The organism is Streptomyces sp. NBC_00271 (assembly GCF_036178845.1).
Lineage (GTDB): Bacteria > Actinomycetota > Actinomycetes > Streptomycetales > Streptomycetaceae > Streptomyces.
Map to the genome: position 1 here is coordinate 7749739 of NZ_CP108070.1, position 21965 is coordinate 7771703.

At 68.7% G+C, this 21965-nt stretch carries 23 protein-coding genes; 19 read left to right on the forward strand and 4 right to left on the reverse strand.

Translation table 11 applies throughout. From position 1 onward, the window contains the following. The first annotated feature begins 179 nt into the window (after positions 1–179). The 18 genes from OG798_RS35340 to OG798_RS35425 all read left to right on the forward strand — a co-directional run bounded on the left by OG798_RS35340 (position 180) and on the right by OG798_RS35425 (position 16819). Positions 180–1316 (forward strand): LCP family protein, encoded by a 1137-nt coding sequence (locus tag OG798_RS35340; RefSeq protein WP_095852581.1) that lies wholly within the window; start codon positions 180–182, stop codon positions 1314–1316. Between the two features lie 184 nt (positions 1317–1500). Then, positions 1501–1722, forward strand: a complete 222-nt coding sequence (gene rpmE, locus OG798_RS35345; RefSeq protein ID WP_033323852.1) for a 50S ribosomal protein L31 — start codon at positions 1501–1503, stop codon at positions 1720–1722. A gap of 137 nt (positions 1723–1859) precedes the next feature. Continuing rightward, positions 1860–2936 carry a peptide chain release factor 1 gene (gene prfA, locus OG798_RS35350; RefSeq protein WP_097227448.1) on the forward strand — a complete coding sequence of 359 codons (1077 nt, stop codon included), beginning with the start codon at positions 1860–1862 and terminating at the stop codon, positions 2934–2936. Positions 2937–3058: 122 nt separating this feature from the next. Next, the gene (gene prmC / locus OG798_RS35355) at positions 3059–3904 is read left to right on the forward strand and encodes a peptide chain release factor N(5)-glutamine methyltransferase (RefSeq protein ID WP_054233232.1); all 846 of its coding nucleotides are present in this window, start codon (positions 3059–3061) and stop codon (positions 3902–3904) included. Between the two features lie 53 nt (positions 3905–3957). Further along, positions 3958–4605, forward strand: a complete 648-nt coding sequence (locus tag OG798_RS35360) for an L-threonylcarbamoyladenylate synthase (RefSeq protein WP_054233231.1) — start codon at positions 3958–3960, stop codon at positions 4603–4605. Beyond that, positions 4602–5267 carry an arsenate reductase/protein-tyrosine-phosphatase family protein gene (locus tag OG798_RS35365; RefSeq protein ID WP_054233230.1) on the forward strand — a complete coding sequence of 222 codons (666 nt, stop codon included), beginning with the start codon at positions 4602–4604 and terminating at the stop codon, positions 5265–5267. The genes OG798_RS35360 and OG798_RS35365 overlap by 4 nt, the downstream gene beginning before the upstream one ends. A 112-nt stretch (positions 5268–5379) precedes the next feature. Then, a complete protein-coding gene (glyA, locus tag OG798_RS35370; RefSeq protein WP_328758271.1) occupies positions 5380–6621 on the forward strand; it encodes a serine hydroxymethyltransferase in 1242 nt (413 codons plus the stop codon). A 126-nt stretch (positions 6622–6747) separates the two neighbouring features. Next, positions 6748–8130 (forward strand): MraY family glycosyltransferase, encoded by a 1383-nt coding sequence (locus OG798_RS35375; protein ID WP_095852579.1) that lies wholly within the window; start codon positions 6748–6750, stop codon positions 8128–8130. 284 nt (positions 8131–8414) lie between these two features. Next, on the forward strand, positions 8415–8855 hold the full coding sequence (locus tag OG798_RS35380; protein WP_095852578.1) for a hypothetical protein: 441 nt from the start codon (positions 8415–8417) through the stop codon (positions 8853–8855). Positions 8856–9128: 273 nt separating this feature from the next. Then, positions 9129–9899 (forward strand): F0F1 ATP synthase subunit A, encoded by a 771-nt coding sequence (gene atpB / locus OG798_RS35385; protein WP_097224754.1) that lies wholly within the window; start codon positions 9129–9131, stop codon positions 9897–9899. A gap of 75 nt (positions 9900–9974) precedes the next feature. Then, positions 9975–10211, forward strand: coding sequence for a hypothetical protein (locus tag OG798_RS35390; protein ID WP_015657805.1), 237 nt, complete (start codon positions 9975–9977; stop codon positions 10209–10211). A gap of 38 nt (positions 10212–10249) precedes the next feature. Further along, the gene (locus OG798_RS35395; RefSeq protein ID WP_095852576.1) at positions 10250–10798 is read left to right on the forward strand and encodes a F0F1 ATP synthase subunit B; all 549 of its coding nucleotides are present in this window, start codon (positions 10250–10252) and stop codon (positions 10796–10798) included. After that, positions 10795–11619: a F0F1 ATP synthase subunit delta gene (locus OG798_RS35400; protein ID WP_095852575.1), complete on the forward strand. Its 825-nt coding sequence runs from the start codon at positions 10795–10797 to the stop codon at positions 11617–11619. Before OG798_RS35395 ends, OG798_RS35400 begins: the two co-directional genes overlap by 4 nt. Before the next feature lie 124 nt (positions 11620–11743). After that, complete coding sequence (atpA, locus tag OG798_RS35405; RefSeq protein ID WP_054233223.1) at positions 11744–13333, forward strand: F0F1 ATP synthase subunit alpha; 1590 nt, start codon at positions 11744–11746, stop codon at positions 13331–13333. Positions 13334–13354: 21 nt separating this feature from the next. Continuing rightward, entirely contained in the window at positions 13355–14269 is a 915-nt protein-coding gene (locus OG798_RS35410) for a F0F1 ATP synthase subunit gamma (RefSeq protein ID WP_095852574.1), read from the forward strand. Then, entirely contained in the window at positions 14269–15705 is a 1437-nt protein-coding gene (atpD, locus tag OG798_RS35415) for a F0F1 ATP synthase subunit beta (RefSeq protein ID WP_095852573.1), read from the forward strand. Before OG798_RS35410 ends, atpD begins: the two co-directional genes overlap by 1 nt. Before the next feature lie 163 nt (positions 15706–15868). Continuing rightward, on the forward strand, positions 15869–16243 hold the full coding sequence (locus OG798_RS35420) for a F0F1 ATP synthase subunit epsilon (RefSeq protein WP_095852572.1): 375 nt from the start codon (positions 15869–15871) through the stop codon (positions 16241–16243). A gap of 129 nt (positions 16244–16372) precedes the next feature. Beyond that, positions 16373–16819, forward strand: a complete 447-nt coding sequence (locus tag OG798_RS35425; protein WP_054233219.1) for a DUF2550 domain-containing protein — start codon at positions 16373–16375, stop codon at positions 16817–16819. Positions 16820–16822: 3 nt separating this feature from the next. Here the strand turns inward: OG798_RS35425 and OG798_RS35430 are convergent, their stop codons facing one another. From OG798_RS35430 to OG798_RS35440, 3 genes are all read right to left on the reverse strand, one after another. Beyond that, on the reverse strand, positions 16823–18661 hold the full coding sequence (locus OG798_RS35430) for a glycoside hydrolase family 18 chitinase (RefSeq protein WP_095852571.1): 1839 nt from the start codon (positions 18659–18661) through the stop codon (positions 16823–16825). Positions 18662–18770: 109 nt separating this feature from the next. Continuing rightward, positions 18771–19412 (reverse strand): response regulator, encoded by a 642-nt coding sequence (locus OG798_RS35435; RefSeq protein WP_095852570.1) that lies wholly within the window; start codon positions 19410–19412, stop codon positions 18771–18773. Continuing rightward, the gene (locus OG798_RS35440; RefSeq protein WP_095852569.1) at positions 19409–20638 is read right to left on the reverse strand and encodes a sensor histidine kinase; all 1230 of its coding nucleotides are present in this window, start codon (positions 20636–20638) and stop codon (positions 19409–19411) included. Before OG798_RS35440 ends, OG798_RS35435 begins: the two co-directional genes overlap by 4 nt. Before the next feature lie 164 nt (positions 20639–20802). Between OG798_RS35440 and OG798_RS35445 the strand changes: the two genes are divergently transcribed. Then, positions 20803–21357, forward strand: a complete 555-nt coding sequence (locus OG798_RS35445; RefSeq protein WP_121414998.1) for a hypothetical protein — start codon at positions 20803–20805, stop codon at positions 21355–21357. Here OG798_RS35445 and OG798_RS35450 read toward each other — a convergent pair. Beyond that, positions 21354–21926 (reverse strand): cob(I)yrinic acid a,c-diamide adenosyltransferase, encoded by a 573-nt coding sequence (locus tag OG798_RS35450; RefSeq protein WP_054233214.1) that lies wholly within the window; start codon positions 21924–21926, stop codon positions 21354–21356. The genes OG798_RS35445 and OG798_RS35450 overlap by 4 nt on opposite strands. Positions 21927–21965: the final 39 nt, after the last annotated feature.

Genomic DNA, 21965 nt, shown 5'->3' on the forward strand with positions numbered 1-21965 from the left:
TCTGTCCGTCACGCACTGTGCCCATCGCGCCACGCGGTGGGCACAGCGCGTTGTGCAACCCTTGCCCGAGTTTCCCCGTCTGACCGTACGGGCGACCATGAGGCACTACATGGCGCACCGAACCGGGCTTGGCCCTGAAAGCAGGGGGTAACCGACCGCGACGAGGACAAGAGGAGCACATGCCTGCCGAGAGCATGCCGGAACCCGGCACACCGGGTGATCCCGGAACGAGCGCCCCGCGTCGCCGTGCGAAGGGCAGCCGCCGCAAGCCGCGCGGCACGCGGAGCAAGGCCCTGCTCATCACGGCCTGGACCGCGGCGGGCATCGTGGTGCTGGGGGGCACCGGCGCCGGGTACCTGTACTTCAAGCTCAACGGCAACATCAAGACCGTCGACATCAACCAGGCCCTCGGTAACGACCGGCCGCTGAAGGTCGACAACGGCTCCGAGAACATCCTGGTCCTGGGCTCCGACACCCGCTCCGGCAGCAACAAGAAGCTGGGCGGCGGCACCGACGACGGCAGCGCCCGCTCGGACACGGCGATGATCGTGCACATATACGAGGGCCACAAGAAGGCCAGCGTGGTCTCCATACCCCGCGACACCCTCGTCCCGCGCCCCTCCTGCACCGACGCCAAGGGCGTGACCCACGACGCCGCGACCGGCGTGATGTTCAACTCCGCGTACTCCACCGGCGGGGCGGCCTGCGCGGTGAAGACCGTCGAATCCATGTCCGGTATCCGCATGGATCACTACATCGAGGTCGACTTCAGCGGCTTCCAGAAGCTCATCGACGACCTCGACGGTGTTCGGGTGACCACCACCAAGAACATCAAGGACCCCGACAGCCATCTGAACCTGACCGCCGGCACGCACACCCTCGACGGACAGCAGGCGCTCGGCCTCGTCCGCACCCGGCACGGCGTCGGCGACGGCTCCGACCTCGGCCGCATCCAGCTCCAGCAGGCGTTCATCAAGGCCCTGGTCAACCAGGTCAAGCACATCGGCGTGCTGTCCAGCCCCACGAAGCTGTACGACCTCGCCGACACCGCGACCAAGACCGTCACCACCGACTCCGACCTCGGCACGGTCAAGAGCCTCGCGTCCTTCGCCAACGGCCTCAAGGGCATCAGCTCGTCGAACATGAACATGGTGACGATGCCGGTCCAGTACGACAGCGCGGACGTCAACCGCGTCCTCGTCGACAAGGCCAAGGCGCGGCTGGTGTGGACCGCCCTGAAGAACGACCGGACGATCCCGAAGGCGGCCACGAAGGGCACGGCCACGGGCACCGCGAAGGGCGTCGTCAGCTCGTAGCCGAGCCGGTTCGGAGGCCGCGCCGGGGCCCGTACGAGCCCCGTACACAGGCTCGGGAATAGATCGTCCAAGCCCCCGGTTTTGGGGGATGGCGCCAGTCCTGGCAGACTGGTACGTCGGCTCCGGTTCACGCACCCGCATCCCGCGGTGGCGACCCGGCGCCCTCCCGAAACTAGGAGACACCTTGAAGCGCGACATCCACCCCGAGTACGTCGAGACGCAGGTCAGCTGCACCTGTGGCGCGTCGTTCACCACCCGTAGCACGATCTCCAGCGGCTCCATCCGCGCCGAGGTCTGCTCCGAGTGCCACCCGTTCTACACGGGCAAGCAGAAGATCCTCGACACCGGTGGCCGCGTGGCCCGCTTCGAGGCCCGCTTCGGCAAGGCTGCCGCTGCCAAGAAGTAGCGAGCCCACAGCGCCGGTCTTCGGCGTCCCCGGCACGGGGGCGCCGGGACCGGCGCTTTGCGGTGCAGCCCCCACATTCGTCTTACCTACGTCCCTGAGCCCATGATGGAGCTGGGGACAGTCCATTGGAGCCGGAGATGTTCGAGGCGGTCGAGGAACTCATCGGCGAGCACGCCGATCTGGAGAAGAAGCTCGCTGACCCGTCGGTCCACGCCGACCAGGCCAACGCGCGCAAGCTGAACAAGCGCTACGCCGAGCTGACCCCGATCGTCGCGACGTACCGCTCCTGGAAGCAGACCGGGGACGACATCGGCACGGCGAAGGAGTTCGCCGCCGACGACCCCGACTTCGTGGCCGAGGTCAAGGAGCTGGAGAAGCAGCGCGAGGAGCTCACCGAGAAGCTCCGCCTGCTGCTGGTCCCGCGCGACCCCAGCGACGACAAGGACGTCATCCTCGAGATCAAGGCGGGCGCGGGCGGCGACGAGTCGGCCCTGTTCGCCGGCGACCTGCTGCGCATGTACCTGCGCTACGCGGAGCGCGTCGGCTGGAAGACCGAGATCATCGACTCCACCGAGTCCGAGCTCGGCGGCTACAAGGACGTCCAGGTCGCGGTGAAGACCAAGGGCGGCCAGGGTGCCACCGAGCCCGGTCAGGGTGTCTGGGCGCGCCTGAAGTACGAGGGCGGGGTGCACCGCGTGCAGCGGGTGCCCTCGACCGAGTCGCAGGGCCGTATCCACACCTCCGCGGCCGGTGTGCTGGTCACGCCCGAGGCCGAGGAGGTCGACGTCGAGATCCACGCGAACGACCTGCGCATCGACGTCTACCGCTCGTCGGGCCCCGGCGGCCAGTCCGTCAACACGACCGACTCCGCGGTGCGCATCACGCACATTCCGACCGGAGTCGTCGCCTCCTGCCAGAACGAGAAGAGCCAGCTGCAGAACAAGGAGCAGGCGATGCGTATCCTGCGCTCCAGGCTCCTCGCCGCGGCGCAGGAGGAAGCGGAGCGTGAGGCCGCGGACGCCCGCCGCAGCCAGGTCCGCACCGTCGACCGCTCCGAGAAGATCCGTACGTACAACTTCCCGGAGAACCGCATCTCGGACCACCGCGTCGGATTCAAGGCGTACAACTTGGACCAGGTGCTCGACGGGGACCTCGACGCGATGATCCAGGCGTGCGTCGACGCCGACTCGGCCGCGAAGCTCGCGGCCGCGTAAGGCGGAACGGCGGACGGCCGAACGGCGCAACGGCCGGGCGGCCGGACGCAGCTTTGTGAGGCCGTACCTGTAAGCCCTGCTCGTCAAGCCGTACGACAACAGCTCAGCCCCGGAGGACCAGCGTGAACCTGCTGCTCGCGGAAGTGGCCCAGGCCACCCAGCGGCTGGCCGACGCCGGCGTGCCCTCGCCGCGCAACGACGCGGAGGAGCTCGCCGCCTTCGTGCACGGCGTGAAGCGGGGCGAGCTGCACACCGTCAAGGACGTGGACTTCGACGCCCGCTACTGGGAGGTGACCGCGCGCCGCGAGGCCCGCGAGCCGCTCCAGCACATCACCGGACACGCCTACTTCCGCTATCTGGAACTCCAGGTGGGCCCCGGGGTGTTCGTCCCGCGTCCGGAGACGGAGTCCGTCGTCGGCTGGGCCATAGACGCCGTCCGCGCGATGGATGTCGTCGAGCCGCTGATCGTCGACCTGTGCACCGGGTCGGGCGCCATCGCGCTCGCGCTCGCGCAGGAGGTCCCGCGCTCCCGCGTACACGCCGTGGAGCTGTCCGAGGACGCCCTCCAGTGGACGCGCAAGAACGTCGAGGGGTCCAGGGTCGACCTGCGCCAGGGAGACGCCCTGGAGGCCTTCAGGGACCTCGACGGCCAGGTGGACCTGGTGATCTCCAACCCGCCGTACATCCCGCTCACGGAATGGGAGTACGTGGCGCCGGAGGCCCGGGACTACGATCCCGAACTCGCCCTGTTCTCGGGCGAGGACGGACTGGACCTCATCCGTGGCATCGAGCGCACCGCGCACCGGCTGCTGCGCCCCGGCGGTGTCGTCGTCATCGAGCACGCCGACACCCAGGGCGGGCAGGTGCCGTGGATCTTCACCGAGGAGCGGGGCTGGGCCGACGCGGCCGATCACCCGGACCTCAACAACCGGCCGCGGTTCGCGACCGCCCGCAAGGCGATGCCGTGAGCGCGCGCATCGTGACCCCCAGCCAGCAGTACGCGTACGAGGAGGCCCGCTAGATGGCACGGCGATACGACACCAACGACGCGACCGACCGCATCACCGGTCTGCGTGAGGCCGCGTCCGCCGTCCGCCGTGGCGAGCTGGTGGTCCTCCCGACGGACACGGTGTACGGCATCGGCGCCGACGCGTTCACCTCGGAAGCCGTCGCCGACCTTCTTGAGGCCAAGGGCCGGGGCCGCAACATGCCCACCCCTGTCCTCATCGGCTCCCCGAACACCCTGCACGGCCTCGTCACGGACTTCTCCGAGATGGCCTGGGAGCTCGTCGACGCGTTCTGGCCGGGTGCGCTCACCCTTGTCGCCAAGCACCAGCCGTCGCTGCAGTGGGACTTGGGCGACACCCGGGGCACGGTGGCCATCCGTATGCCGCTGCACCCGGTCGCCATCGAACTGCTGACGGAGGTCGGCCCGATGGCCGTCTCCTCCGCGAACCTGACGGGCCACCCGGCGCCGGAGGACTGTGACGCCGCGCAGGAGATGCTGGGCGACTCCGTCTCCGTGTACCTGGACGGCGGTCCGACTCCCGGCAACGTTCCCTCCTCGATCGTCGACGTCACCGGCAAGGTGCCGGTCCTGCTGCGTGCGGGTGCCCTGTCGGCGGAGGAGCTCCGGAAGGTCGTACCCGACCTCGAGGTGGCGAATTGACAGCCCCTGACGCGGGGCGTGGCATAGGCACGGGGATCACGGGGACCAATGGGTCCCCCAGGGGGTCCTTCCGCATCCTCCACGTCAGCACCGGCAACGTGTGCCGCTCGCCGATCACCGAGCGGCTGACCCGCCATGCCCTCGCGGACCGGCTGGGCGATCCCCTGTGGGGCGGACTCATCGTCGAGAGCGCCGGCACCTGGGGGCACGAGGGCGCCCCCATGGAGGCCAACGCCGAGACGGTCCTCGCGGACTTCGGCGCGGACCCCTCCGGCTTCGTCGGCCGCGAGCTCCTCGACGACCACGTCATCAGGGCCGACTTGGTCCTCACCGCGACCCGCGACCACCGCGCCCAGGTCATCTCCATGGGTCACTCCGCGGGCCTGCGCACCTTCACCCTGAAGGAGTTCACCAGGCTGGTCCGCGCCATAGATCCGGCCACGCTCCCTCCCCTGGAGGACGGTGTGGTCGAGCGTGCCCGCGCTCTGGTGCGGGCCGCCGCCGCTCTACGCGGGTGGCTCCTGGCGCCCACGGCGGAGGCGGACGAGGTCTTCGACCCGTACGGCGCGCCCCTGCCGTTCTTCCGCTCGATCGGCGACGAGATCAATGAGGCACTGGATCCGGTGGTGACGGCGCTGACGGGGGTGCGGGCGCGCGCGTAGGTCGGTGTGGGCGTTTTTTCGTGGTGCGCCCGATAGGCCGTAATACCGGGCGTCCCACCGGTCCCGGTTCTACATTGGACGTAGCGCACCCTGCCGAGGCCCGGAGTCCACCATGCCGGTCACACAAACGCTGGAAGCGGATGTTCTGCGTCTGCAGGACCCGGAGCTCGCCGAGATCCTGATGGGGGAGCTGGCGCGGCAGTCGACGACGCTCCAACTGATCGCGGCCGAGAACTTCACGTCGAAGGCGGTGCTGACCGCCCTCGGGTCGCCGCTGGCGAACAAGTACGCCGAGGGGTATCCCGGCGCCCGCCACCACGGCGGCTGCGAGATCGTCGACGTCGCCGAGCGCCTCGCCGTCGAGCGCGCCAAGGCCCTCTTCGGCGCCGAGCACGCCAACGTGCAGTCCCACTCCGGATCCTCGGCCGTCCTCGCCACGTACGCCGCCCTGCTGCGGCCGGGGGACACGGTCCTGGCCATGGGCCTGCCGTTCGGTGGCCACCTCACGCACGGGTCGCCCGCGAACTTCTCCGGCCGCTGGTTCGACTTCGTCGGGTACGGGGTGGAGGCGGAGAGCGGGCTCATCGACTACGAGCAGGTGCGCGCGCTGGCCCGTACGCACCGGCCGAAGGCCATCGTCTGCGGGGCGATCTCCTACCCCCGGCACATCGACTACGCGCTCTTCCGGGCGATCGCCGACGAGGTCGGCGCCTATCTCATCGCCGACGCCGCCCACCCCATCGGCCTGGTCGCCGGGGGAGCGGCGCCCAGTCCGGTGCCGTACGCCGATGTCGTCTGCGCCACCACGCACAAGGTCCTGCGCGGCCCCCGCGGCGGCATGATCCTCTGTGGCAGTGAGCTGGCCGAGCGGGTCGACCGGGCCGTGTTCCCCTTCACCCAGGGCGGCGCCCAGATGCACACCATCGCCGCCAAGGCCGTCGCGTTCGGCGAGGCCGCGACCCCTGCGTTCGCGGTGTACGCGCACCAGGTGGTCGCCAACGCGAAGGTGCTGGCCGAGGGTCTGGCCGCGGAGGGGCTCGCCCTCACCACCGGGGGGACCGACACCCACATGCTCACCGCGGACACCGCTCCGCTCGGTCTCGACGGACGCAGCGCGCGCGGCCGTCTTGCCGCCGCCGGAATGGTCCTCGACACCTGCGCGCTGCCGCACGGCGACATCCGCGGCCTGCGCCTCGGCACGGCCGCGCTGACCACGCAGGGGATGGGCGAGGCGGAGATGTCGCAGGTCGCGAAGTTGTTCGCGGCGGTGCTGCGGGACGAGGCCGACAGCAAGCGGGCACGTGAAGAAGTAAGGGATCTGGCCGGGAGATTTCCGCCCTATCCGGACGAGTGAGGGGTACACGCACACGTGTGCACAGCCACTCGTGCAACCATCGTCGCTACCCGGAAGTCCCCAACCATATGCGCGCATCGCTAGGGTGTGGGGCTGAGATGGCCAGCGAGACCTGTGGGGAAGCCCGTGCGTGAATATCTGCTGACGCTCTGCATCACGGCCGCGGTGACGTATCTGCTGACAGGGCCGGTACGGAAGTTCGCGATCGTGGCCGGAGCCATGCCGCAGATCCGGGCACGTGACGTGCACCGGGAACCCACGCCGCGGCTCGGTGGCATCGCGATGTTCTTCGGTCTGTGCGCCGGTCTGCTGGTCGCCGACCATCTGCGGAACCTCAACGCGGTCTTCTCGGACTCCAACGAGCCCCGCGCACTGCTCTCCGGCGCCGCGCTGATCTGGCTGATCGGTGTCCTGGACGACAAGTTCGAGATCGACGCCCTGATCAAACTGGGCGGCCAGATGATCGCCGCGGGTGTGATGGTCATGCAGGGTCTGACGATCCTGTGGCTGCCCATCCCCGGCGTCGGCCTGGTCGCGCTGACCCAGTGGCAGGGCACCCTGCTCACCGTGGCGCTGGTCGTCATCACGATCAACGCGGTGAACTTCGTCGACGGCCTCGACGGTCTCGCCGCCGGCATGGTGTGCATCGCCTCCGCCGCGTTCTTCCTGTACGCGTACCGCATCTGGTACAGCTACGGCATCGAGGCCGCCGCCCCGGCGACCCTCTTCGCGTCGATCCTCATGGGCATGTGTCTGGGCTTCCTGCCGCACAACATGCACCCCGCCCGGATCTTCATGGGTGACTCCGGCTCGATGCTGATCGGCCTGGTGCTGGCCGCCGGCGCGATCTCCATCACCGGGCAGATCGACCCGGACGCGATGAACCTGTTCTCCGGTTCGGAGCGCAACACCGTGCACCAGACGGTGCCGGTCTACATCCCGCTGCTGCTGCCGCTGACGATCATCGCGGTCCCGGCCGCCGACCTGGTGCTCGCCATCGTGCGGCGCACCTGGCGCGGTCAGTCGCCCTTCGCCGCCGACCGCGGCCACCTGCACCACCGCCTCCTGGAGGTCGGCCACTCGCACAGCAGGGCCGTCCTGATCATGTACTTCTGGTCGGCGCTGATCGCCTTCGGAGCGCTCGCCTTCTCGGTGAACTCGGCGTCCATGTGGATCGTGCTCGGCATCGCGGCGCTCAGCGCGGTGGGTCTCGTACTGCTCCTGCTGCCGCGCTTCACGCCGCGTGCCCCGCGCTGGGCCGAGCACCTGGTGCCGCCGCGCTACCGCCGTCGTCGCAGGGTCGCCCTGGCGGCCGAGGCGGAGGCGGCCGTGGCCTCCGTCGCGTACGAGGAGCCGACGTCCCACGAGAAGGCGGCCCAGGAGCGGGAAGAGGGTGTGCGTGAACACCGTTCCCCGGTCACCACGGGTGTCTCAGGAGTCAACGGAGCGACGGCAATTGGGCCCCGTGCGCGCTTCCTGGAGGGGCGCAAAGCCGAATCTTCACGCTGACGCAAAGTAAGAATTCCGCAAGAGGGATCAGCGGCAAACCGCGTCAATACCAGACAAGTCGCCCTCGATATTGCACAGACGCGCGGGTTCACTCTCATGTGTGACGGCGAGCACACCTTCTAGGTAAAGACCGCATCAAATAGTTTGTGATACGGTTCACGAGAACCCGGGATAGAGCCGAAGGACCGTAGTGAGACGGCCCCTTGGCGTGAGGTTCTCTCTCAGCCCGGGACTACGCTCGTCCATGACGACACCCTGCCCCCGAAGCAAGCGGAGTTGCCGCCATGCCGTCCAATGACGCCCGGAACCTATTGCACACCGCTGTCCCCACAGCGGCTGTCGGCGTGATCGCCGTCGCCGTCAGTGGCGTGGTCGCGGGTGGCAAAGGTGCGCTCGGTGCGGGCATCGGCACACTGCTGGCCATCCTCTTCATGGGGATCGGCCTCTACGTCCTGCAGTGGACGGCAAAAACGCTCCCGCAGCTGTTCCAGGCCATGGGCCTGATGCTCTACGTGGCCCAGCTCCTGCTGCTCCTGATCTTCGTGGCACTCTTCAAGAACACGTCTCTGTTCAACCCCAGGGCGTTCGCGGTCGGCCTCGTCCTCGCGACCGTCGTGTGGATGGCGGCGCAGGCGCGGGCGCACATGAAGGCCAAGATCTTCTATGTCGACCCCGAACCCGAGAAGAAGAGCGAGAAGCCCGAGAAATCAGGGTCCTCGTCGTGAGGGGTAGGGGTGGGATAAAGCCATGTGGGAGATCCTGCTATCGTCCGGTGCCAACTGCGGCATCGCGGGCGCGGGCATCTGAGCTGACGCCTGCTCAATCGCGAGGCTTGATGCCCCACAGCCGCCCTCACATCCGTTACACCAGTCCAGTGCCGAACCGCGGCTGCGCGCCGCGCCGACACAACGAGGTTGCCGTACCTATGCGTCACGCCGAAGGAGCCCGTGGTGAGTGCTGACCAGACCCAGCTCGCCTTTGACTGGAGCTGTCGGATCATGTCCGACAACGGGTGTGGCTTTCCGGCTCCGGGCCTGCACTCGTTCCTCTTCAAGCCGCTCGCCACGGTCGGGGGGTTCGAGTTCAACAAGGTCATGCTGCTCGCCCTCGTCACCTCCATCCTTGTCGTCGCCTTCTTCTGGGCGGCCTTCGGCAAGGCCAAGGTGATCCCGGGCAAGCTGCAGATGGTCGGTGAGGCCGGTTACGACTTCGTGCGCCGCGGCATCGTCTACGAGACGCTCGGCAAGCGCGAGGGCGAGAAGTACGTCCCGCTGATGGTCTCGCTGTTCTTCTTCATCTGGATCATGAACATCTGGTCCGTGATCCCGCTGGCCCAGTTCCCGGTCTCGTCGGTCTTCGCCTTCCCGGTGGTACTCGCCGCGCTGGTCTGGATCCTCTGGGTCTCGGTCACGTTCAAGCGCCACGGCTTCGTCGGCTTCTTCAAGAACGTGACGGGCTACGACAAGTCGCTCGGCGGGGTGCTGCCGCTCGTGATGGTCATCGAGTTCCTCTCGAACCTGATCGTCCGACCCTTCACGCACGCGGTCCGACTCTTCGCCAACATGTTCGCCGGCCACCTGATGCTGGTCATGTTCACGGTCGCCTCCTGGTACCTGCTGAACAGTTGGATGGTCCCGGCGGCCGGTGTGTCGTTCGTGATGACCATCGTCATGATCCTCTTCGAGCTTTTCGTGCAGGCCGTCCAGGCGTACGTCTTCGTGCTGCTGGCCTGCTCGTACCTCCAGGGCGCGCTCGCCGAGCACCACTGAGTCACCGCCCCCGCAAACCCCAGAACGTCCGGTGGCCAACCCCCGCCGGTCCAAGAAAGAGAAGGAAGATTCAGCATGGCTGCCACTGAGACCCTCGCCGCTGTCTCCGGTTCGCTCGGTTCCATCGGCTACGGCCTCGCCGCCATCGGCCCCGGCGTCGGCGTCGGCATCATCTTCGGTAACGGCACCCAGGCCCTGGCCCGCCAGCCCGAAGCCGCCGGTCTGATCCGCGCCAACCAGATCCTCGGCTTCGCCTTCTGTGAGGCGCTCGCCCTCATCGGCATCGTTATGCCGTTCGTGTTCGGTAAGTAATCACCCCTTACTGACACGAAACGACGAAAGGCACTGATGTGATCGCCAACCTGGTTGCACTCGCAGCCGAGGAAGAGCAGAACCCGCTCATCCCGGCGGGTCCCGAGCTGCTCGTCGGCACCATCGCCTTCGCCATCGTGTTCTTCTTCTTCTGGAAGAAGCTCCTCCCGAACATCAACAAGGTTCTGGAAGAGCGCCGCGCGGCGATCGAAGGCGGTATCGAAGAGGCCGACGCCATGAAGGTCGAAGCCCAGAGCGTGCTGGAGCAGTACAAGGCCCAGCTCGCCGAGGCACGGCACGAGGCCGCGCGTCTGCGCCAGGAGGCGCAGGAGCAGGGCGCCACGCTCATCGCCGACATGCGTGCGGAAGGCCAGCGGCAGCGCGAGGAGATCATCGCTGCCGGTCACTCGCAGCTCGAGGCCGACCGCAAGGCCGCCTCGCAGGCGCTGCGCCAGGACGTGGGCAAGCTCGCCACCGACCTGGCCGGCAAGCTCGTCGGTGAGTCCCTCGAGGACCACGCCCGGCAGAGCCGTGTCATCGACCGCTTCCTCGACGACCTCGAGGAGAAGGCCGAGGCGACTCGATGACCGCACACGGAGCAAGCCGCGAGGCCCTCGCTGCAGCTCGTGAGCGTCTCGATGCGCTGACGGACTCGACGTCCGTGGACGCGGTCCAGCTCGCCGACGAGCTGGCCGCCGTCACCGCGCTGCTCAACCGTGAGGTGTCGCTGCGTCGGGTCCTGACCGACCCGGCGCAGCCCGGCGAGGCCAAGGCCGAGCTGGCCCAGCGCCTGCTCGGCGGCCAGGTCGGCGGGCCGACCGCGGACCTGGTGGCCGGCCTGGTGCGCTCGCGCTGGTCGCAGTCGCGTGACCTGGTGGACGCGCTGGAGGAGCTGGCGAGCATCGCCGACCTCACGGCCGCCCAGCGGGCGAACGCGCTCGACGACGTCGAGGACGAACTGTTCCGCTTCGGTCGGATCGTCGCTTCGAACACCGAGCTGCGCGCCGCGCTGACCGACCGCACCGCCTCGAAGGCGGCCAAGAGCGAGCTGCTGCACAGCCTGCTCGGCGGCCGGGCCAACCCGACCACCGAACGCCTGGTGACGCGCCTTGTGGCCGCGCCCCGGGGACGTAGCCTGGAGGCGGGACTCGAGTCCCTGTCCAAGCTCGCCGCCGAGCGCCGCAACCGCATGGTCGCCGTCGTCACCTCGGCGGTCCCGCTGAGTGACGGACAGAAGCAGCGCCTCGGCGCCGCTCTGGCGAAGCTCTACGGCCGCCCGATGCACCTCAACCTCGACGTGGACCCCGAGGTCATCGGCGGGATCCGGGTGCAGGTCGGCGACGAGATCATCGACGGTGCCGTCGCGGACCGACTCGAGGACGCGCGCCGCCGCATCGTCGGCCAGTAGCAACTCAATACGCGTAACCACGTAGTACTTACGGCCCTGGTTGGGCCGTGCAGAGGATTCCTGGGGGCTGACCCCAGACCCCCCAAGAAAACTTCGGGCCCAACAAGGAGAGCAGGGAACCCAGATGGCGGAGCTCACGATCCGGCCGGAGGAGATCCGGGACGCGCTGGAGAACTTTGTCCAGTCGTACAAGCCGGACGCGGCCTCGCGCGAGGAGGTCGGTACGGTCACCGTCGCCGGCGACGGTATCGCCAAGATCGAGGGCCTTCCCTCGGCGATGGCGAACGAGCTGCTGAAGTTCGAGGACGGAACCCTCGGTCTCGCGCTGAACCTGGAAGAGCGCGAGATCGGTGCGGTCGTCCTCGGCGAGTTCAGCGGTATCGAGGAGGGCCAGCCGGTGCAGCGCACCGGTGAGGTGCTGTCCGTCGCCGTGGGCGAGGGCTACCTCGGCCGCGTCGTCGACCCGCTCGGCAACCCGATCGACGGCCTCGGCGAGATCGAGACCACCGGCCGCCGCGCCCTCGAGCTGCAGGCCCCGGGCGTCATGGTCCGCAAGTCGGTGCACGAGCCGATGGAGACCGGCTACAAGGCCGTCGACGCGATGACCCCGATCGGCCGTGGCCAGCGTCAGCTGGTCATCGGCGACCGTCAGACCGGCAAGACCGCGCTGGCCGTCGACACGATCATCAACCAGCGCGACAACTGGCGCTCGGGCGACACCAAGAAGCAGGTCCGCTGCATCTACGTCGCCATCGGTCAGAAGGGTTCGACCATCGCCTCCGTGCGTGGCGCCCTCGAAGAGGCCGGCGCGCTGGAGTACACGACCATCGTCGCCGCCCCGGCGTCCGACCCGGCCGGCTTCAAGTACCTTGCGCCGTACACCGGTTCGGCCATCGGTCAGCAGTGGATGTACGAGGGCAAGCACGTCCTCATCATCTTCGACGACCTCTCGAAGCAGGCCGACGCCTACCGCGCCGTGTCCCTGCTGCTCCGCCGTCCGCCGGGGCGCGAGGCCTACCCCGGTGACGTCTTCTACCTGCACTCCCGTCTGCTGGAGCGCTGCGCGAAGCTCTCCGACGACCTGGGCGCCGGTTCGATGACGGGTCTGCCGATCGTCGAGACCAAGGCGAACGACGTGTCGGCGTTCATCCCGACCAACGTCATCTCCATCACCGACGGCCAGTGCTTCCTGGAGTCCGACCTGTTCAACGCCGGCCAGCGTCCGGCCCTGAACGTCGGTATCTCGGTCTCCCGCGTCGGTGGCTCCGCCCAGCACAAGGCGATGAAGCAGGTTTCCGGCCGACTCCGCCTGGACCTCGCCCAGTACCGCGAGCTGGAGGCGTTCGCCGCCTTCGGTTCCGACCTGGACGCCGCGTCGAAGTCCCAGCTGGAGCGCGGTCAGCGCCTGGTCGAGCTGCTCAAGCAGGCTCAGTACCAGCCGATGGCCACCGAGGACCAGGTCGTCTCCGTCTGGGCCGGTACCACCGGCAAGATGGACGAGGTACCGGTCGCGGACATCCGCCGCTTCGAGAAGGAGCTCCTGGAGTACCTGCACCGCAAGGAGCAGGGCCTCATGACCTCCATCAAGGAGGGCGGCAAGATGTCGGACGACACCCTCACGGCCATCGCCGACGCCATCGCGGACTTCAAGAAGCAGTTCGAGACCTCGGACGGCAAGCTTCTCGGCGAAGACGTTCCGGCCGCGGCCAAGTGACGTAAGGAAGGGACCTGACTCATGGGAGCCCAGCTCCGGGTCTACAAGCGTCGCATCCGATCCGTCACCGCGACCAAGAAGATCACCAAGGCGATGGAGATGATCGCCGCCTCGCGCGTCGTCAAGGCGCAGCGCAAGGTGGCGGCCTCCGCGCCGTACGCGACCGAGCTCACCCGCGCGGTCACGGCGGTCGGCACCGGCTCGAACACCAAGCACCCGCTGACCACGGAGGCGGAGTCGGCGACCCGTACCGCGGTGCTGCTCCTCACGAGCGACCGCGGACTGGCCGGCGCCTTCAACTCCAACGCCATCAAGGCGGCGGAGCTGTTGACCGCCCGTCTTGAGGCGGAGGGCAAGGAGGTCGACACGTACATCGTCGGCCGCCGCGGTCTGGCCCACTACAACTTCCGCGAGCGCAAGGTCGTGGAGTCGTGGTCGGGATTCACCGACGAGCCCACCTACGCGGACGCCAAGAAGGTCGCGGCGCCGCTGATCGAGGCCATCGAAACGGCGACGGCGGACGGCGGCGTGGATGAACTCCACATCGTCTACACCGAGTTCGTCTCGATGATGACGCAGAACGCGGTCGACGGCCGTCTGCTGCCACTGCGCCTCGAAGAGGTCGCGGAAGAGGCGCCCAAGGGCGAGATCCTTCCGCTGTACGAGTTCGAGCCGTCGGCGGAGGACGTCCTCGACGCCCTGCTGCCCCGGTACGTCGAGAGCCGTATCTACAACGCGCTGCTCCAGTCGGCTGCTTCCAAGCACGCCGCCACCCGCCGCGCGATGAAGTCGGCGACCGACAACGCGGGAGACCTGATCACCACGCTCTCCCGTCTTGCCAATGCGGCCCGCCAGGCCGAAATCACCCAGGAAATCAGCGAGATCGTCGGTGGGTCCGCAGCCCTTGCCGACGCGACCGCGGGGAGTGACAAGTAATGACGACGACTTCTGAGACGGCCGTTGCCACGGGCCGCGTCGCCCGGGTCATCGGCCCGGTCGTCGACGTGGAGTTCCCCGTCGACGCGATGCCGGACATCTACAACGCCCTTCACGTCGAGGTGGCCGACCCGGCCAACGCCGGCGAGAAGAAGACGCTGACCCTGGAAGTCGCCCAGCACCTGGGTGACGGCCTGGTCCGCACGATCTCCATGCAGCCCACCGACGGTCTGGTCCGCCAGGCCGCGGTCACCGACACGGGCACGGGCATCACCGTCCCGGTCGGCGACTTCACCAAGGGCAAGGTGTTCAACACCCTCGGTGAGGTGCTGAACTCCGACGAGAAGTACGAGGGCGAGCGCTGGTCCATCCACCGCAAGGCCCCGCGCTTCGACGAGCTCGAGTCGAAGACCGAGATGTTCGAGACCGGCGTCAAGGTCATCGACCTTCTCACCCCGTACGTCAAGGGTGGAAAGATCGGTCTGTTCGGTGGTGCCGGTGTCGGCAAGACGGTGCTCATCCAGGAGATGATCTACCGCGTCGCCAACAACCACGACGGTGTCTCCGTGTTCGCCGGTGTCGGTGAGCGCACCCGTGAGGGCAACGACCTCATCGAGGAGATGTCGGAGTCGGGCGTCATCGACAAGACGGCGCTTGTCTTCGGCCAGATGGACGAGCCCCCGGGCACCCGTCTGCGCGTGGCCCTGGCGGGTCTGACGATGGCGGAGTACTTCCGTGACGTCCAGAACCAGGACGTGCTGTTCTTCATCGACAACATCTTCCGCTTCACGCAGGCCGGTTCCGAGGTCTCGACCCTGCTCGGCCGTATGCCCTCCGCGGTGGGCTACCAGCCGAACCTGGCCGACGAGATGGGTCTCCTCCAGGAGCGCATCACCTCGACCCGTGGTCACTCGATCACCTCGATGCAGGCGATCTACGTCCCCGCGGACGACCTGACCGACCCGGCCCCGGCCACCACGTTCGCCCACCTCGATGCGACGACGGTTCTGTCCCGTCCGATCTCCGAGAAGGGCATCTACCCGGCCGTGGACCCGCTGGACTCCACGTCCCGCATCCTGGACCCGCGCTACATCGCGGCGGATCACTACGCCGCCGCGATGCGGGTCAAGTCGGTCCTGCAGAAGTACAAGGACCTCCAGGACATCATCGCGATCCTCGGTATCGACGAGCTCGGCGAGGAGGACAAGCTCACTGTCCACCGCGCCCGTCGCGTGGAGCGCTTCCTGTCCCAGAACACCCACGTCGCCAAGCAGTTCACCGGCGTCGACGGGTCGGACGTCCCGCTGGACGAGTCGATCGCGGCCTTCAACGCGATCATCGACGGTGAGTACGACCACTTCCCGGAGCAGGCGTTCTTCCTGTGCGGTGGCATTGAGGACCTCAAGGCCAACGCCAAGGAGCTCGGCGTCTCCTGAATCTCGCGTACCTGAGGGACTCCGGTTCCTGAGGAACTCGTGTTCGTAAGGGAGGGGGACGGGACCGCACCTCGCGGGGCGCGTCCCGTCCCCCTCCGCACGCCCATTAGACTTTGACCCAACACCCGGCGGCCATGCCGGGTGGTGACCCGAGGAGCCCACCTTGGCTGCTGAGCTGCACGTCGAGCTCGTCGCCGCGGACCGCAGTGTCTGGTCCGGCGAGGCCACCCTGGTCGTCGCGCGTACCGCGTCCGGCGACATCGGCGTCATGCCCGGTCACCAGCCGCTGCTCGGTGTGCTGGAGTCGGGCCCGGTGACCATCCGTACGAGTGATGGTGGAACGGTCGTCGCCGCGGTGCACGGCGGTTTCGTCTCGTTCGCCGACAACAAGCTGTCACTGCTGGCCGAGATCGCCGAGCTGTCGGACGAGATCGACGTCCAGCGCGTGGAGCGGGAGCTCGAGCGCGCGAAGGCGGAGGGTGATGCCTCCGCCGAGCGCCGCGCGGACGTCCGTCTGCGGGCGGTGTCGGCGCGCTGAGTCGCCGCGCTGTGTGATGCTTTGCCTCAGCCGCGGCGGGGACCGGATCACTCCGGACCCCGCCGCGGCTGAGGCAAATGCGGAGGTTTTTTCTTTTCCGTTACCTAGGAGACGAGGAGGTCGGTGTCGATGGTCCTCGCTCTGACTGTGTGCGGATTGGTAGTGGCGCTCGTGGTGGTGGGGCTGTTCGTCTTCGGCCTCCGCCGCCGGCTGATCCAGCGCTCCGGAGGCACCTTCGACTGCAGCCTGCGCTGGGACGTCCCGGAGAAGAGCGACCCCAACGGAAAAGGCTGGGGCTACGGCGTCGCCCGCTACAACGGCGACCGCATCGAGTGGTACCGCGTCTTCTCGTACTCCCCCCGCCCGCGCCGCGTCCTGGAACGTTCGGCGATCGAGGTGGCCGGCCGCCGCACCCCGGACGGCGAGGAGGAGCTCGCTCTGCTCTCCGACGCGATCATCCTGGCCTGTGTGCACCGGGGCACCCGCCTGGAACTGGCGATGAGCGAGGACGCGCTGACCGGTTTCCTCGCGTGGCTGGAGGCAGCCCCGCCCGGTCAGCGCGTCAATGTGGCGTAGGGGCTATCCGATCCCGCTGGTGAGGGCGCTCACCAGTTCCCCGTTGCTGGTGTCTCCGCTGAACTCCCAGAAGAACGCACCGCCCAGGCCCTGGCTCTTGGCCCAGGCCATCTTCGTGCCGATGGTCGCCGGGGTGTCGTAGGACCACCAGTTGCTGCCGCAGTGCGCGTACGCCGTCCCGGCGATCGTGCCGGTGGCCGGGCAGGACGTCTTCAGCACCTTGTAGTCCTCGATGCCCTGCTCGTACGTTCCCGGCGCCGGCCCCGTGGCCGTGCCGCCCGGCGCGTCCTGGGTGACACCCGTCCAGCCGCGGCCGTAGAAGCCGATACCGATCAGCAGCTTGCTGGCGGGCACGCCCTTCGCCTTGAACTTGGCGATCGCGTCGGCCGTGGTGAAGCCGGGCGTCGGGATGCCGCTGTAGGAGGTGAGCGGGGAGTGCGGCGCGGTCGGGCCGTCCGCGTCGAAGGCGCCGAAGAAGTCGTACGTCATCACGTTGTACCAGTCGACGTACTGCGAGGCGCCCGCGTAGTCGGCGGCGTCGATCTTGCCGCCGGAGGTGCCGTCGGCCGTGGTGGCCGCGGTGACCAGGTTGCCCGTGCCGAACTTGGCGCGCAGGGCCTGCATCAGGTTCTTGTAGGCCGCGGCGCCGCTGGTGTCGCAGGACAGACCGCAGGCGTTCGGGTACTCCCAGTCGATGTCGATGCCGTCGAAGACGTCGGCCCAGCGCGGGTCCTCGACCAGGTTGTAGCAGGACTGGGCGAACGCGGTCGGGTTGGCCGCGGCCTGGGCGAAGCCGCCGGACCAGGTCCAGCCGCCGAAGGACCAGAGGATCTTGATGTTCGGGTACTTGGCCTTCAGCTCGCGCAGCTGGTTGAAGTTGCCGCGCAGCGGCTGGTCCCAGGTGTCGGCGACACCGCTGACCGACTGGTCGGCGGTGAAGGCCTTGTCGTAGTCGGCGTAGGAGTCGCCGATCGCGCACTGGCCATTGGTGACGTTGCCGAAGGCGTAGTTGATGTGCGTGATCTTGGCGGCCGAGCCGGACGTCACCAGGTTCTTGACGTTGTAGTTGCGGCCGTAGATGCCCCACTCGGTGAAGTAGCCGAGCTTGACGGCGTTGCCGGTGGGCGGCGGGGTGGTGCCGCCACCGGTGGTGTGGACCGCGACCGCGCCGCTGACCGGACCGGTCTGGTCAGCGGTGTCACGGGCCTGGACGGTGTACGAGTAGTCGGTGCCGGCGGTCAGACCGGTGTCCGTGTACGAGGTCGTGGTCACGGTGGCGACCTTGGTGCCGCCGCGCAGGACGTCGTAGTTCTTGATGCCCTTGTCGTCGGTGGCCGCGCTCCAGGAGAGCTTCACCGAGGTGTCGGTGATCGCGGAGGCGGTGGGGGCGCCGGGCGCGCTCGGCGGGTTGTCACCGGGGACAGTACCGCCACCGTCACAACTACCTCCGTTGAGCGTGCAGTTGGACGGAGATCCCGTGCCGGCGCCGTTGAAGCCGAAGGAGACGGAGGCGCCCGCGGCGAGGGTGCCGTTGTAGGACTTGTTCTTGGCGGTCCAGTGGGTGCCGGAGGAGGTGACGTCCGCGTCCCAGGCCGAGGTGACGGACGTACCGGAGGGGAAGTCCCAGGCAATCGTCCAGGAACTGATGCTGGTGGTGCCGGTGTTGGTGACCGTCCACTTGCCTTCGAAGCCCGTACCCCAGTCCTGGGTCTTGGTGTACGTGGCGGTGGCGGAGGTGGCTGCCGAGGCGGGGCTCGCGAGCCCGACGAGGGCGGCGAGCGGAAGCAGCAGGGTGGTGAGTCCTGCCACGGTTCGCTGTCGGACTCTGGTTCTGAAGCGCATGATGCCTCTCCTCGGGGGTGTCGTGGGCATGGCTAAGCGCAGTGCGGCGAGAATAGAAAGGTCTGGACCATAGGTCAATAGGTCTGGACCAGTGCACCCGCGAGGCGGGTCAGACTCCCAACTCCTGCGCCAGCACCGCCGCTTGGACTCTGCTCCGCAGCTCCAGCTTCCCCAGCAGACGGCTGACGTGGGTCTTCACCGTCGCCTCCGCCATGTCCAGCCGGCCCGCGATCTCCGCGTTGGAGAGCCCCTCACCCAGGCAGGACAGCACTTCCCGCTCCCGGCGCGTCAGCGCGTCGAGCACGGCCGGGTCGGCGCTCGGCTCCCGTACCGGCTTCGCGGCGAACTCGGCGATCAGCCGACGCGTCACGGCCGGAGCGATCAGCCCCTCGCCGCTCGCCACCGTCCGCACCGCCACCAGCAGGTCCCTCGCCTCCGTGTTCTTCAGCAGAAATCCGGAGGCGCCCGCGCGCAGCGCCCCGAAGACGTACTCGTCGAGGTCGAAGGTGGTGAGTACGAGCACGTCGGCGAGCTGCTCGGCGACGACCTGACGGGTGGCGGACACCCCGTCGAGCCGGGGCATCTGCACATCCATCAGGACCAGGTCCGGGCGGAGTTCGCGGGCGAGCGCGACCGCCTGCTCGCCGTCCGCGGCCTCGCCGACCACCTCGATGTCGGGCGCGCTGCGCAGGATGAGGACGAGCCCGGCCCGTACGGCGGACTGGTCCTCGGCGACGAGCACGCGGATCATTCGGGTTCTCCTTGGACGAGGGGCAGAGTGGCGCGTACGGCCCAGATCGCGCCGTCCTTGCCGTCCTTTCCACCCTTGCCGTTCTTGACGTTCCCGCTGTCGGGGGAGGGCTCGGGCCCCGCCTCGAAGCTGCCGCCCAGCAGGTCGGCCCGCTCCCGCATCCCCACCAGACCGGCGCCGGAACCGGGGGCGCGGGGGCCGCTCGGACCGCCGTACGCACTGGTCACCGCGATGGCGAGCGAGCCGTCCCGCTGGGTGAGCGTCACCGTGACACGGCCCTCGGGCGCGTGCTTGAGGGCGTTGGTCAGCGACTCCTGGACGATGCGGTAGGCGGCGAGTTCGACCGGGGCGGGCACCTTGCCGTGCTCGGTGGTGAGGGTGACGTCGAGTCCGTTGGTGCGGGCGCCGGCCACCAGGGCGCCGAGGCCGTCGAGGGTGGGGGCGGCGGACGGCTCGCGCTCGCCGGACCCGTCGCGCAGGATCCCGATCAGCCGGCGCATCTCGGCGAGCCCCTCGACGCTGTTCTCCCGGATGACGGTGAGCGCGTCCTTGGACGTGCTCGGGTCGTCGATGGAGAGCGCGGCCGTGGAGTGGATCGCGATCGCGGAGAGATGGTTGGCCACCATGTCGTGCAACTCCCGTGCCATCCGGGCTCGTTCGGCGGTGACGGCGTGGGCGCGGTCCATCTCGGCGAGCAGGGTCGTCTGTTCGGCGCGCAGCCGTTCGGCGACGGCGGTGTCGCGGTGGTTGCGGACGATCCAGCCGGTGGCGGCGGGGGTGAACGTCACCAGACCGGTGAACGCGCCGATCAGCAGCCCCTCCGGCTTGTGCCAGGCCGCGACCGGCCACACGGTCGCGATCACCGTGATCAGCCCGGTGATCCAGGGGATGCGGCGGGCCGCGCCGGGGGAGCCGTACAGGACGGCCGCGTAGACCAGGTCCGTGAACATCACGACGGTGGCCAGGCTGCCGCGGGTCAGCAGGTCGGCGACGAGCGCGAGGGTGCCCACGAGCAGGGCGGTGCGCGGCCGTGTCCGGCGCAGCAGTTCGCAGCAGGCCATCACGGCCAGCGGCACCAGAACCGCCCAGCCCTGGTCCGCACGGGACATCGGATCGTCCGGCCTGCGGCTGTAGAGACCGACGCTCCACAGGAAGAGCCCGCCGAGCAGTCCGCCGACCGCGATGCCCACGTCGTCACGGTGGGGGCGGGGCAGCCGCCCGGCCATGACTCCATCCATGACTCCATCCAACACGGCGCACCGGCTCACCGCGTGATGCCCGGGAAGGGTCCGGAACTGCATCTTTCGATGTACCGGGACTTCGTCACCGCCGATGACGATCCGAGCCGCCCCGGACGCGAGCCTGGAGGGGTGACCGAGAGGAGCGAACCGTGATCGTCGGGTTGATCGTCGCGTGCGAGGCCGGTTTCTGGGTGCTGCTGGCCGCGGGCCTCGCCGTCCGCTATCTGCTGGGGCTGCGCCGCACCAGCGTGGCCCTGCTGCTGTGCGAGCCGCTGCTGGAGGTGGTGCTCTTCGTGGTGACGGCGATCGACCTCAGGAACGGCGCCGAACCGAGCTGGGAACATGGCCTGGCCGCGCTCTACATCGGCTTCACCGTCGCGTACGGCCACTACACGATCCGCTGGTTGGACGGCCACGCCGCCCACCGCCTGGCCGGCGGCCCGCCCCCGCCGAAGCCGCCGCGCTTCGGCCTGCCCCGGGCCGCCCACGAGGGCCGCCAGTGGCTCCGCACCCTCCTCGCGGCGACCGTCGCGTGCGCGCTCCTCCAGGGCGCGATCTGGTTCGTGGGCGTCGGCGACACCTCGTCGCTGCGCGCCTTCCAGTGGGTGGCGCTACGGGCGGTGGGGATCCACGGCCTGATCGCCCTGACCTATCTGCTCCGACCCAAACGGGCCCCGGTCACCCAGGGCCGGTCCGACGGCTAGCGTTCGCCGCCCGGGACCCACAGCACGTCCCCGGTCTCCTTGTTCGCGGTGCGGGCCAGGATGAACAGCAGGTCGGAGAGCCGGTTCAGATAGGTGGCGGTCAGCGGGTTCATGACGTCGCCGTGGACCTCCAGCGCCGCCCAGGTCGACCGCTCGGCGCGGCGTACGACCGTGCACGCCTGGTGCAGCAGTGCCGCGCCCGGGGTGCCGCCGGGCAGGATGAAGGAGCGCAGCTTCTCCAGCTCGTCGTTGAAGCGGTCGCAGTCCGCCTCCAGCTTGTCGATGTAGAACTGCTCGACACGCAGCGGTGGGAACTTCGGGTCCTCGACCACCGGGGTCGACAGGTCCGCGCCGACGTCGAAGAGGTCGTTCTGCACCCGGGTAAGGACCGCGACGACCTCCTCGTCGAGGCCGCCCAGTGCGATCGCCGTCCCGAGGACCGCGTTCGCCTCGTTGGCGTCCGCGTAGGCCGAGATCCGGGGATCGGTCTTGGCGACCCGGCTCATGTCCCCGAGAGCGGTGGTGCCCTGGTCGCCGGTCCTGGTGTAGATGCGCGTCAGATTGACCATGGGGCCAATTTAGACGGTCTCGCGAGGGGAGCCGACGTG

Excerpts from the sequence above, each read along its gene's own strand:
- OG798_RS35435 (WP_095852570.1), bottom strand. The coding sequence starts at position 19,412 with ATGATCCGCGTGCTCGTCGCCGAGGACCAGTCCGCCGTACGGGCCGGG.
- OG798_RS35450 (WP_054233214.1), bottom strand. The coding sequence starts at position 21,926 with ATGGTCAATCTGACGCGCATCTACACCAGGACCGGCGACCAGGGCACC.
- OG798_RS35380 (WP_095852578.1), top strand. The coding sequence starts at position 8,415 with ATGCCGTCCAATGACGCCCGGAACCTATTGCACACCGCTGTCCCCACA.
- atpA (WP_054233223.1), top strand. The coding sequence starts at position 11,744 with ATGGCGGAGCTCACGATCCGGCCGGAGGAGATCCGGGACGCGCTGGAG.
- OG798_RS35340 (WP_095852581.1), top strand. The coding sequence starts at position 180 with ATGCCTGCCGAGAGCATGCCGGAACCCGGCACACCGGGTGATCCCGGA.
- OG798_RS35430 (WP_095852571.1), bottom strand. The coding sequence starts at position 18,661 with ATGCGCTTCAGAACCAGAGTCCGACAGCGAACCGTGGCAGGACTCACC.
- OG798_RS35410 (WP_095852574.1), top strand. The coding sequence starts at position 13,355 with ATGGGAGCCCAGCTCCGGGTCTACAAGCGTCGCATCCGATCCGTCACC.
- glyA (WP_328758271.1), top strand. The coding sequence starts at position 5,380 with ATGCCGGTCACACAAACGCTGGAAGCGGATGTTCTGCGTCTGCAGGAC.
- atpB (WP_097224754.1), top strand. The coding sequence starts at position 9,129 with ATGTCCGACAACGGGTGTGGCTTTCCGGCTCCGGGCCTGCACTCGTTC.
- prfA (WP_097227448.1), top strand. The coding sequence starts at position 1,860 with ATGTTCGAGGCGGTCGAGGAACTCATCGGCGAGCACGCCGATCTGGAG.
- OG798_RS35390 (WP_015657805.1), top strand. The coding sequence starts at position 9,975 with ATGGCTGCCACTGAGACCCTCGCCGCTGTCTCCGGTTCGCTCGGTTCC.
- atpD (WP_095852573.1), top strand. The coding sequence starts at position 14,269 with ATGACGACGACTTCTGAGACGGCCGTTGCCACGGGCCGCGTCGCCCGG.
- OG798_RS35360 (WP_054233231.1), top strand. The coding sequence starts at position 3,958 with ATGGCACGGCGATACGACACCAACGACGCGACCGACCGCATCACCGGT.
- OG798_RS35425 (WP_054233219.1), top strand. The coding sequence starts at position 16,373 with ATGGTCCTCGCTCTGACTGTGTGCGGATTGGTAGTGGCGCTCGTGGTG.
- OG798_RS35400 (WP_095852575.1), top strand. The coding sequence starts at position 10,795 with ATGACCGCACACGGAGCAAGCCGCGAGGCCCTCGCTGCAGCTCGTGAG.
- OG798_RS35440 (WP_095852569.1), bottom strand. The coding sequence starts at position 20,638 with ATGGCCGGGCGGCTGCCCCGCCCCCACCGTGACGACGTGGGCATCGCG.